General features: G+C 30.6%; 10 protein-coding genes. 6 read left to right on the top strand and 4 right to left on the bottom strand.

From position 1 onward, the window contains the following. Positions 1 to 51 precede the first annotated feature (51 nt). The 4 genes from V9L05_RS09875 (at position 52) to V9L05_RS09860 (ending at position 2,096) form a co-directional block, all read left to right on the top strand. Positions 52 to 540: a hypothetical protein gene (locus tag V9L05_RS09875; RefSeq protein WP_338815346.1), complete on the top strand. Its 489-nt coding sequence runs from the start codon at positions 52 to 54 to the stop codon at positions 538 to 540. Positions 541 to 564: 24 nt separating this feature from the next. Continuing rightward, positions 565 to 957: a helix-turn-helix domain-containing protein gene (locus V9L05_RS09870; protein ID WP_338815345.1), complete on the top strand. Its 393-nt coding sequence runs from the start codon at positions 565 to 567 to the stop codon at positions 955 to 957. A gap of 26 nt (positions 958 to 983) precedes the next feature. Next, positions 984 to 1,415 (top strand): hypothetical protein, encoded by a 432-nt coding sequence (locus tag V9L05_RS09865; protein WP_338815344.1) that lies wholly within the window; start codon positions 984 to 986, stop codon positions 1,413 to 1,415. Between the two features lie 135 nt (positions 1,416 to 1,550). Then, on the top strand, positions 1,551 to 2,096 hold the full coding sequence (locus V9L05_RS09860; protein WP_338815343.1) for a DUF4291 domain-containing protein: 546 nt from the start codon (positions 1,551 to 1,553) through the stop codon (positions 2,094 to 2,096). A 171-nt stretch (positions 2,097 to 2,267) separates the two neighbouring features. Here the strand turns inward: V9L05_RS09860 and V9L05_RS09855 are convergent, their stop codons facing one another. Beyond that, positions 2,268 to 4,016: a DUF4419 domain-containing protein gene (locus V9L05_RS09855; protein WP_338815342.1), complete on the bottom strand. Its 1,749-nt coding sequence runs from the start codon at positions 4,014 to 4,016 to the stop codon at positions 2,268 to 2,270. 424 nt (positions 4,017 to 4,440) lie between these two features. Between V9L05_RS09855 and V9L05_RS09850 the strand changes: the two genes are divergently transcribed. Further along, a complete protein-coding gene (locus V9L05_RS09850; RefSeq protein WP_338815341.1) occupies positions 4,441 to 5,814 on the top strand; it encodes a Na+/H+ antiporter NhaC family protein in 1,374 nt (457 codons plus the stop codon). Between the two features lie 57 nt (positions 5,815 to 5,871). Here the strand turns inward: V9L05_RS09850 and V9L05_RS09845 are convergent, their stop codons facing one another. Both V9L05_RS09845 and V9L05_RS09840 read right to left on the bottom strand, forming a co-directional pair. Beyond that, positions 5,872 to 9,660: a gliding motility-associated C-terminal domain-containing protein gene (locus V9L05_RS09845; RefSeq protein WP_338815340.1), complete on the bottom strand. Its 3,789-nt coding sequence runs from the start codon at positions 9,658 to 9,660 to the stop codon at positions 5,872 to 5,874. A 172-nt stretch (positions 9,661 to 9,832) separates the two neighbouring features. After that, positions 9,833 to 9,994 (bottom strand): hypothetical protein, encoded by a 162-nt coding sequence (locus tag V9L05_RS09840; RefSeq protein WP_338815339.1) that lies wholly within the window; start codon positions 9,992 to 9,994, stop codon positions 9,833 to 9,835. A 391-nt stretch (positions 9,995 to 10,385) separates the two neighbouring features. Between V9L05_RS09840 and V9L05_RS09835 the strand changes: the two genes are divergently transcribed. Further along, on the top strand, positions 10,386 to 10,844 hold the full coding sequence (locus V9L05_RS09835) for a hypothetical protein (protein ID WP_338815338.1): 459 nt from the start codon (positions 10,386 to 10,388) through the stop codon (positions 10,842 to 10,844). A gap of 92 nt (positions 10,845 to 10,936) precedes the next feature. Here the strand turns inward: V9L05_RS09835 and V9L05_RS09830 are convergent, their stop codons facing one another. After that, a complete protein-coding gene (locus tag V9L05_RS09830; RefSeq protein ID WP_338815336.1) occupies positions 10,937 to 12,133 on the bottom strand; it encodes a hypothetical protein in 1,197 nt (398 codons plus the stop codon). Between the last annotated feature and the right edge of the window lie 124 nt (positions 12,134 to 12,257).

Genomic DNA, 12,257 nt, shown 5'->3' with positions numbered 1-12,257 from the left:
GAATTAGTCTAACTTTTTTATTTGATTTACAGTTTACTAATAGCTTAACTCTTGGAAGAAAACGAACGAAATTGCATTGAATTTCCATTAGATTTATTTTTTAATGAAGATGATTGGCAAATAATTAGTCCACAATGGGAAATTAAACTTTATCTTGATGAAGAAAATATGATGAAAATAGTTGATTTTTTGACTACTGAAGAAGCAGCAAGAAAAAAACTCAACAATATTTTTAACATTATTTTTTCAGGCACATATAGAGACAAACTATATCGAAAAGAGATAATTGACGATGCTACTAAAGATATTACAGCTATGAAATTTATTTTCAAGAGTAATAAGGGAGGTAAACTTAATGCTCGTATTTATTGTAAAGAATTTTTTGAAGATGACAGACCTAAATTCAAAAAAATTGTGATGTTATTTTTTCTGAGACATAAAGACGAACAAAAAATACCAACCAAAACTAAACGTAAAATTACACAAATGAATGAGTTCATATATTTGTTTAATAATAATGATGAAGATAATCAAGAATAGAAAAATCTAAAATTATATAACAAAATGACACCACAAGAAAAAAAAGACCTTTTAAGGAAATTAGTAACTGACAAATTACGTCCTCAAAACGAGACTGAAAAAATTGAGTTTGCAGCTTCACAAATACATCATTTACTTATTCAAAGAATAATTGAACGTATGGAGGCAGTAAAAATGACTCAATCTGATCTTGCAAAAAGAATGAACGTTTCAAAAGGATTTATATCTCAACTTTGGACAGGAGACAAACTCATCAACCTTAAACAACTGGCTCAAATTATACAAATTTTGGATAGCCATATTTCGGTGGAAATTGAACTAAAAAATAAACCAAAACTGTCTTTTCGCTCTTTTCCTTTGTCTCCTCCCAAAAATGTAAACTATGCAGATAATAACTCTAAAAATATAGCTGCCTAACAAAGAATTATAATTTAATACTAATTATGTACACTGCTAAAAAATCTCCTTTTCGCCTAAAAAAATTTGTGGTTACACATTTAGAAGTTGGATTTATCTCTAAAACAGAAAAATCAAATCAAAAATCATCTCTAAAAATTGATTTTGATATTCTTCAAGCCGAACAGAATACAAATATTTTTAAGATTCTATTTCATCTTTCTTATAATGAAGAAAAAGAACAAGGCATTTTTTATGAAATAGAAACAACAACTACTTTTCGTTTCACACAACGCAATCTTGAAGAAAATTATATTTCAGGAAGTTTATATTATTCAGGGCTTCCCATGTCAATTTCATTTATTCGTGCTTATTTGGCTCAAATTACAAGTTCTTTTCCATCTGGAAAACATTTATTAGAATCTATCGATTTGCACGATTTGATACAAAGTAAACAAACTCATAATGTAGAAAATTAGAAATAAAAATTGTATCCAAAATCCTTTATTTTTTCTTTTCTAAGACTGAATAAAGGATTTTTTTGATATTTTCTGAATTAAAAACAATGAATTAGAGTTTTGATAAAAAACTAATTTATTCTAAAACTTCAGAAAATGAGCCATATCAATAACTACAAAACAATTCGTGCTACTTTTGATAAAGACACAATCATTGTCTATCAAGCCTTCAATGATAACATTGCTAATCAAGCGATTGAATTACAAAAGTTTGGAAACGAGTTTTCATTTCATAGAATGACCTGGATAAAACCTTCTTTTTTATGGCTCATGGAACGCAGTAACTGGGCAAACAAACCCAATCAAGAAAGAATATTAGAAATTCATCTAAAAAGAGATTTTTGGGATAAATGTCTTGAAGTAGCTGTAGATACAGATGCTAGTAAGTCGGAAGGAAATATAAAAGATGCTCAAATTTTGGTTCAATGGGATCCAGAGCGAACATTACGAGGAGCAAAATTAAATATTCGTAGCATTCAAATTGGAGTAAGTCGAAACATGATAAACGAATATAATGAGAATATTGAAAAAATTGTCGATTTGACAGAGAAAGTCAAAAAAATGTATCTTTTAAACAGCAATGGAAAATTTGATAAATCAACTCAACTTTTATCAAAAGTAAAGGAATATATAGTATTATAAATTTCTCTTCAGTAGAGAATCTTTTTATTGTTGTTTAGATAAAAATAGTAAAAACGACTATTGCAGAGTTTTTGAAATGGTTAGAAAGTTGTCAACTTATGTATAAAAAATGTATAGCAAACTTTCCAGTGTGTTCAAAAAAACAATAACCAAATTTATCTATTTTTTACTTTAATTGAGTGGAATAATTACTTTGCTATTGGCTTTTACTCTTAAATTTCTTTGTTCTGATGTTCTAGCCATTCTTCCAGCTTTTACAATAGCAGGAAACCATTCTTCATCAAGATTTTTCAATGTTTCTTCGATTTGATTTTTGGCTTCTTTCGTTCCTGTAAATTTTATATTTTCTACTTTTCCATTTAATAAAACAACAAAAGAAACAGTATCTTTTGAAACATTTGTTTTACTAAACCTCGCTTCCAAATCACTTTTAATTTTCTGCTTGACAAATTCTATACTTTCAATGCTATTCTTAAATCTCCTATGATTATAGATAGCCGAATTTGTCATACTATCCACTATAAACGGACTCCAATTAGGGTAATGTACCATTTTTTCATCTCTATATGAATATTTTAGCTCGTGGTCAGAAAATCTTGCTTTTTTCTCACATAAAGCCCAAGAAATTACAGGTTCTAAAGATTTATCTTGATATTGCTTGATAGCAAAAAAACCTGCATAAAGCTTTAGTTTTTGTGTTTCATTTTTAAAATGATTATTCCAAGTTATATCAATTTCTACTATGCTAGATGGGAAAACATCTGTGGACAGAGTAGAAAGCAGATAATTATTTCCTTCTAAAAACTTATTTTTTATAAAAATCTTTTCTATTTTTCGTATATACGTTTCTTCATCAGTAGATACAGTTTCCCCCAAAGAAAGAATGTAAGGAAAGAATTTTATAATCCAACCCGAACTATAATCAGCTCCATAACCTTCCATGTTTTTATAGATGTCTTTCCAAAAAATGATATTTGTTTTATCATCAAAGACATTTATAAATTCTTGAATAATAGGTTCTAGTTCTATGCGCCAATATTTCAGACCTAATTTGTCTAATTCTTTTAGTCTTGAATAAATCAATTCCCAATCTTCTTTTTTACCTGTAATTGTAATGTATGGAATACCACAACCACTCTCTCCTACATATTCAAAGGCTTTTTTATAAGAGTTAAGTAGTGTTACTTGATATGCTGTAGTTTGAGTTTTGGTAGTTGTAGAAAATTTAGGAACAAAAAAAGAATAAAAATCTGAATTGGTATATTTTGTAGTTTCATTAGATAAAGAAGAAACTAAGTCTTGCCAATGTCTTCCGTCATACTCTAAACTATCATTTCTGATTACTAACTTCTTAGGTTTATTTTTCTTGAAGATAACTTTCTCTAAAGAATCAAACTTTTCATTAATATGAATAGAAGCACCTTGTGTAATGGCAAGCCAAATAATATCAGGCGAAAGAACCAAAGGGCGATGTTCATCAAAAGATTTATGGATAGTTTGTAGCAAAACATTATTATAACTGTTTACTAATTGAGCATTTTTATGCTCTTTTGGCATAAACAGAATTTTTCTGTTTAATTTATTTTCAAAAATATCTTTTCCTTTATTTGTGAGTAAAAATTTTCTAGCTATGTGAACATTATCTACATCAAACCTTTTGCTATTTGGAATTTGAAATGAAGTATCACCTAATTCTAACTCTTCAAGTTCGCTTTCGTTCTGACTGTTTTTCTGTGGTATATTTTCTAAATAATCTTCAATACTCATCTGAGTAGCTAAATTTAGACTGTCTAATTTCTTTACCTTATTTAGACTATCCAATATATTTTGGTCATTATGTTGCTCAACTATTTTTGTCTCAGAATTGCAGCACATGAGAAACAATAGAAATGAATAAAGTATATAGATTATATTTTTCATTTTTTCAAAGATTAGGTTCTGCTTTCTTTATATTTTTGGTAAAATATTCTATAAAACAAAAATAACATTTCTAAATCAAAAAAATGCGATTCTATCCTTATTAAATATTTCATCATTTTTAAGAGTTCTCTTTGTTTAATTTCTAAAAATAACTCTTACCTTTGCAGCTCAATTATCAAGAATCTCTTTTCTTTACTTCAACTTGAGTTTAGAAAAGGATAGCAACCTGCATGCGTAAGCAAGGTGCTGCAATCGATAAGCCGATATACTTTTTTTTATAAAATTTATACCTTCGGAAAAAAAACGCCTTAGTAATCTAACTAATTCAATAAGGTGGTTATCTGACTGCTTTTTATGCTTTTTTCTCTACCAAAACAGAGTAAAAGAGATTATTGATAATTTTTACAATTAACCAATAATTTCTATGAAAAAAGTAAGTTCTACTCCTCGTTTTTTAGATTCTTCAAATTCAACGTCTTCTAATTCTCTTTCTGAAAATTTTATACCTACTTCAAACTGGATTGCACTTATTCCTTTATTTGTTTTTGTAGGTACATTTTTAGGCGCAGGAATTTATTTCAATGATTTTTATGCTCTTCCTTCTCCTATTGCTGTTTGTTTAGGCATTTTTGTAGCCTTTGTTTTGCTCAGAATTCCTTTCAAGGAAAACATGGATACCTTTTTAAGAGGTTGTGGCGATGAAAAAATCTTGACCATGTGTATCATTTACCTTTTAGCAGGTGCATTTTCAACAATCACAAAAGCAACTGGAAGTGTTGATGCTGTCGTCAATTTAGGAATCAATTATATTTCTCCGAGTTATTATCCTGTCGGAATATTTTTGATAGCAGCTTTTTTGTCGTTGTCAGCAGGTACTTCTGTGGGTGCAATTGTAGCATTGGGTTCGGTTACGATGGCTCTAGCAGAACAAAGTGGGATTTCTGTTTCAATTATGGGTGCTGCTTTATTGACAGGAGCAATGTTTGGAGATAATCTTTCTGTTATTTCTGATACAACTATTGCAGCTACCCAATCTTTAGGTTGTGAGATGAAAGACAAGATGAGAACTAATTTTAAAGTTGCTTTTCCTGCTGCTTTAGTAACAGTTATTATTCTGACTGTGTATGGATTTTCTTTAGAAATAGATTCGACTTCCACTTTTGTTTCTAAATCTGTTTCTTGGATTTTGATAATTCCTTATGTTGTAGTTATTGTTTTATCTTTGGTAGGAATGAATGTCTTTGTTGTTTTATTTTTAGGTGTTGTTCTTTCTGGACTGATGGGATTATACTTGAATAGTTTTGATATAATTGGATTTAGTAAAACAACCTACAAAGGTTTTGAAGGAATGAGCGAAATATTTTATCTTTCTTTACTTACTGGTGGACTAGCTGCAATGGTAGAAAAAGGGGGAGGAATACAGTTTATTTTAGAGAAAATCAGTAAATTCATCAAAAATCAACATACAGCTTTAATTGGAGTGGCTACTTTAGTAAGTGCCGTTAATTTTTGTATTGCAAACAATACAGTTTCTATTTTGATTTCTGGAAAAATAGCCAAATCATTAAATGATAATTATGAAATAGAGCCAAGAATAACAGCTTCTTTATTAGATATTTTTGCTTGTATTGTTCAAGGACTTTTGCCTTATGGAGCACAGGTTTTACTTTTAATTAGTTTGAGCGATGGACAAATAAATTATCTTGACCTTCTTACTCAAGCGTGGTATTTACATATTTTATTTATTTTTTCGTTGGGTTTACTTTTTTATAAAAGTAATAATCCAATTAAAGCATAATTCAAATAAATGTAAAAACCCTAAGGGTCTTAAAGACTCTTAGGGTTTAAATAGCTCTTAATCTCTCAAAATAGTAAGCCAGTTTTTATAAGTCTTGTTTCTGTATTTGATTAAGAAATAATACTGACCTGATGAAGCATTTTTTCCGTCCCATTCAAAATTACGGTCTTTACTTTCGAAGAGTAATGTTCCCCAACGGTTATAAATTTCTACACCTTGGAATTGGTCATTACAATCATCTGCTGGAAGATTTGGAATATAGAATGTATCATTTTTTCCGTCATTATTTGGTGTAAAGACATTAGCAGGTGTAAAATCAAGATTTACAGTTGCATCTTCTACAATAATTGTCAGAATTTTTGGAGTAGAAGCACGCAGCCCACAACGAGTAGTATCTGAAGCTGTAAAGATCACTTTAAATTCTTTACTAAACTCTCCATCTAGTACATCACAGCTTGGAGTCCAAGAAAAATCACTTTGAAGAGTAGGAAAACCTTCTTTATTTTCATACTGCATTCCCAAATCTGAAAGTATAAAACCAACACCACGAGCAGAAAGCGAAAGTCTATCTCCATCAACATCATTAGCAAGTGAAGGAATAATTATTTCCTGTCCTATTTCTGTACGAATAACATACTCATTTGGATTAGATGTAGAATCTACATTTTGTAACTCTAAAGTAGGAGGCGTGTTTGTTGGATCAACAGTCAAATCAAAACGAACTTTGATAGTATCTGTATAAATAATATCACAGTTGGCAATATCTGTAACAATAAACTCAGCAAAATAAGAAGTATCTGCATTCTGAAAACCAAGATTTGAGCAGGAAGGCTGCCATGTAAACTCGCTTGTAAGAGTTGGCAAACCAAATACATTTTCAAAATTCATATTCAAATCAGCAAAATTAAATCCGATTCCATTTCCTTCTAAAGACAGGACATTATTATCAATATCTTCTCCTGTTACATTAAAACGAACAAATTCATCTACACGAACGGGACGAATATATAAATTTTGAGTAGCATCAAAAGTTAGATTTGCAGAAATTTCAGGTGCATTATTTGGTTTTCTATCATATAATAGAATCAACTTTACTCTAACTGTATCACCTAAAGACTCCTGACAATCATTGAAATCTTTAATAATAAAATCAATCAAAAACTCTCTTCTAGGATTTTGGGCAGGATTATCTCCCAAATATTCACATAGCGTTTGCCAATCAAATGTACTTTGAATAGGAGCAAAACCACTAACCTCTGGGAAAGTCATATTAAAATCTGAAAGCTCAAAACCCACTCCTTGTGCATACAAAAGAACACTATCATTTTGAGCATCAAGTCCCAAAACATCAAAAGAAATAGCCTCTCCTACAAAAACAGTGTCCACAAAAACCTGTTCAATAATATCAAAAGTAGTTATTTCTGGTCTTGCTTCTGGTGCAGTATTATTTGGGTCTGGAGGAAGAACAACTAGTTTTACATCAATCTCTTCACTTAATGAATTTTCGCATTCACTAAAATCCTTTACTCTGAATTTCAAATTTATTGGAATACCTATTGGAATATTAGTTTGTTCACAGCTTGTATTCCATACAAAATCAGTTGTCAGTATTGGTCTTCCCTCTACTGGTGTAAACTGCATCTGATAGTCTGCAAAATTAAATCCTACACCATTTCCTGTAATCTGAATACTATCACCATTTGGGTCATTACCTGTAAGAGTAAATCTATAAGAATCTCCTAAAGTAAGGGTATCACAATATGCCATACGTATAGAATCGTAGACAATAGAGGCACGAATAGTAGGTTTTATATTTGGACGAGGAAGCAAAACAACACGCACTGTTATTTGGTCGGTAGAATCTGCAAGTCCACAAGCATCATAGTCGGTTACATTGAAGTCCATTATAAACGTTTGTGGATTAAGTGGATTATCTAAATCTTCACAACTTGTCTGCCATAAAAAATCCGAATTTATGCTTCCAAATCCTTGTAAAGGAGAATAATTAATATTTCTTCCATTGCGAGTAAAATTTTGAGGAACAAAAGCAATACTCATACTATCTCCATCAGGGTCAGTAGCAAGTGTATTGAAATCAATTATGTCCCCTACAAAAACACTATCATAAACATATTGATTTGTGAGAGCATCAAAAACAAGATTTGTATTAATAATTGGTGCACGGTTTTGAGTAGTATCTGCTAACACTTTGATTTTCAAACAGGTTTCTACTGACTGAACATTGTCACATTTACGAGTATCTGTTGTAGTAAAGCTAACATCAAATGTTTTTTCAGTTTCATTAGGAGCTAGAACATTACAATTGGGATTCCAAAGAACTTGCCCTCTCAAAATAGGGTTTCCTTGTGTTGCTCCTGTAAAACTAGCTCCTGCTGGCAGACCTGTTACAGCAATATTCAATGGGTCTCCATTTGGATCGTTAGCAGTTGTATTAATTGTTAATTGCTGACCTACCATTACTTCTTTTATATAACAATTTGTAATTGGGTCAAAAGTAGCATCAGTAACAAAAGTAGGAGGGTTATTTGGAGGGTTGCGAATAAGTACATTTACACGAACTGTATCCAAAAGAGGAACAGCACAGCTATTATCTAAGACAATAAAGTCCATGATATAAGGTTTTGTAAGATCATTTGGATCAAGAGGACATTCAGGAAAACAAACATTCAATGAAAGTTCATCACCTTGTCCACTGATATTTCCACCATTTTGTAATAAAATTCCACTTGCATCTGTAAAGTTAATTGGTTTTACTTGTGCCGTAATTACCGTATTTGGGTCAGAATCTGTAACGAAAAGACTTCCACATTTATCTTCATTTGCGTCAAGAATAATTGTAGTTCCTTCTACATAACGATTAGGTTTTGCATTAGCTTTGAAAGCTACATTTGGCTTTGTGGCTGTCGGACAATCAAGCACTAAAAGTTGATAATCTCTTCTTACTTCTCCTATTTTTATTCCATTTCTATACTCTTCTACTGCAATTGCAAATACAAAAAGTCCTGTTTGAGAAGCTGTAAGCGAAAGAATTCCATCTTGACCTATTCGCAATGGCACACTGCCTGGTACCATATTAGTTAGGCTTATTCCTGATGTGAATTGTACAGTTGAATAAGGAGCAGAACTTGGTGTTGTGGGACGTGGGTCATTAAATGTACTACTGCCATTTATTGGCACAGTAAGACGATAACGCAACTCATCTCCATCTGGATCTGTACCACTAAAATCAAAGAAAAAAGGCTGATTTACACACACATAGTCACTAAGTGGTGGAAAAATCTGAGGTTCAGAATTGATAAATGGTCTTCCTGTCCTGTCTATTAAAGCAGGAAACTCTAAATACATAGTTAGTCCTGCGGTTTCAGGAGAAATAATATTACTGATAATGTTATTTCTACAACAACGTTCCCAGACCATATAATACCCTTCTTGTTCATTAAAGTTATTTCTATTAAGTGAAATTTCCCGTGCATAATAGATTCGTCTAACCAAAAGATTACCAATAGCACAATCTGGATTAGTGTAAGGAACAGGAGAGTCAGAAATTAAAGGAATATCTAGTTGTAAAACTAATCTGTTATCTTTTTTAGAAAAAACACCTATAGTTGCTGTATTCCCAATTGCACCTGGGTTTCCATTTACAGCATCAAAATATTTTACCATCCCGATACGATAAACATCTCCTCTAACATGAACAAACTCTAACTCTCCCCCTACAATATGTGTAGCAGAAGCTGAAAAATTTACTAAAAGAAATAAAGTAAATAAAAACGACAAAAAAACTATTCGTTTTTTGGATAAGATAGTATAAATCAAATTTTTCAAAATTTTATAAGTTCTAGTTATGATAATATGCTCAATTAATATCAGAAGGAAATATTTTTATTTATTTTTTCATAAAAATACAATAAAAAAACCTTAACAAGACTAGCTTATAAGGTTTTTAACAATTTGAAAATATATTTTATAGTATTTTTGAAGCAAATCCTAATAAAAGTTAAGATTTAAAAACACTATAAATAAGATAAATTCCTCCAATAATTACAGCAAAAGTAAATGCAGTAGACAAAACTCCAATTAGCATTGCACCTACAAATTTGATAGCAACAATAGCTACAACTACTAAAACGGCTACTTTGACGGCTTTCATGATATTCATAATTTCTTTAATTTAGTTAGTATGTGAAAAGGTAAAAATAATGTTAGTTTAAAGTATTTTTTCTTAAAATCTATTTGTGAATTTAAACAGATTTGAGTTTGAATTCAAGATACAAAAAATGAATGATTTACCGAAATCGTTCAGGATGTACGTTGTTTAGTTTGTTATACGTGGAAACTACCAAAAAGGATAAGATAAATTTGTTTTTTGTTTTAATGTCGTTTTTATTTCAATTTTTATGACTTTCTAATTTAATTGCTTTTCATCAAAAAATCTCACTTTATTCTAAAATAACTCAAACAAAACCCTTCTCATCTTAGATATGATATAGAATGCCTAATAAAATTCATTTTTTCATCTACTATTTTTTTTACTTTCAATTTTTACAATTATGCCAGCAATGCAAACAACAAATGAATATCTAGAATTGCCTTATGAGGTAGAAATTCTACAACAAAACGAAATTGCTAATCTTTATTGGATTCCAAAAGCGAATACAATGGTATGTGAAGCAGTTCACGAATATATGCCACAAGAGGATTTTAAAATTTTATTTACAGAGATATCAAATTATGTAGCCAAATATCGCCCACAAAACTTTGTTTTTGACAAAAGAGCTTTAAAAGCATTTCATCAGCCTTCTATGGAATGGTATTTCACAGAATGGAAAACAGACATGTCAAAACTTTATGGTTTGAAAAAGCATCGTAAACTTCTTCCATCTATTACTTGGTTTGCTCTTGCTGTAAAAGCTGGGCGAGCAGAGTTAGCAAAAAAACATCCAAATGGAGAATTTCACAACCTTGATATTCAATATAAAAATTCTGTTTTAGAAGCAATTAACTCATAAACTTGGTATGAGTAAAATCTTACAAAATCACAAAAAGTCTTAATTTAAGTTTTGAATTTAAGGCTTTTTTATTTATCTGAAATTAGAGAATTCTATATATTTTGCTTTTGCTTTTTTTTCTGTGCTTTTTGCTCATTTTTAAATTTTCGTTTCTCTCTGTATTTTTTAATTCTTCTTACTGCCATTTCTACTTGCTTCTCTAAATGAATTTTTTCTCTTCTGTTTTTCTGAATCTTCTTTTGTAAAGCTCTCAGTTGTGTTTCGGGGTTTGGGTACATTATTCTTTGTACCATATCAGCCAAAACCAAAGCCTCTCTCACTTTTGTAATTACCCCCTTAAAACGATAAGCTCTAGCAACTTGATTCACTCTTGCTAGTCCTTGAATAGCTCTAAAAGTTCGTAAAAAGGAAACTAAGGGCAACAAAATAATAAACAAATCAATCCAATTGGCTTTACAATAATCCAGTTTATCACGAGTAACTGAAAACATTAAGATAAATTCGAAAGTAAAAGCAATCCAAATAAAAGCCTGTACAGCTTCTAAATACAAACTAATATCAGGCACACGAGCAGCTACCTGTTCACCAACTGTTTTATTCAAATCAATAAACAGAATAGGAATAATCAGAAGAGCAATTCCAATCATGGGCATACTAAACTTTGTCTTCAATTCCTCTAAAAGTATGTCATTGCATTTACTCCACCTCCAAAATGGAATCCAGAGCCAATCATTATCCGACAAACGCCTTGCTCCCATGCGTAAAGGCATAAGAGGAATTGCAATAGCTCTAAAAATAAGTTGATTAATAGAAACCTTTAGTCCTTCTTTATTTTTGAGATGGATAACATAAAGCAATTCAGCCAAGGGAACTACCATTAAAATTCCATACAAAATAGTCATCTGCCATAATACCCATGGTGTAACTAGTTCTCTTGCTTGAGGAGAAAAGCTAAACATAATAATAAAACCCATTAACATGAGCATCAGAATACTAAACCAAAACATCAGAGGAGCAAAACGATTTTCAAAAATCTGTAATTTACTTATAGCTGGAAGCTCTTGACGTATTAAAAGAGGTTCATCTTTCTGTTTATAAATTGCCAAAACCTCATCAATCATTTTACTATACTCATCTACACCTTCTTGTGTTTCTTGTTCATTGATATTTTCATCATCAAAAAAAACACGCAAACGTAAAAGTTCAGAAGGATTATCTATAGCATTGATTCTTTCTATTAATTCTTCTTTGGTTGGTAAATGATTGGCTTTATTTGTATTTAATGACATTTCTTTTTGTTTTCTGTTTGGGTAAAGATACAAAAAAACGTAAAATAGCTATTCACTATTTATTTTCATAAAAGACAGTGTTACCAAATTCTTAATTTTAGACTTTAAAAGTTATCTTTGTAGA

Source organism: Bernardetia sp. Wsw4-3y2 (assembly GCF_037126295.1).
Classification (GTDB): Bacteria; Bacteroidota; Bacteroidia; order Cytophagales; family Bernardetiaceae; genus Bernardetia.
The sequence above is the reverse complement of the archived record's forward strand: the minus strand, read 5'-3'. Positions and strand labels throughout refer to the sequence as shown.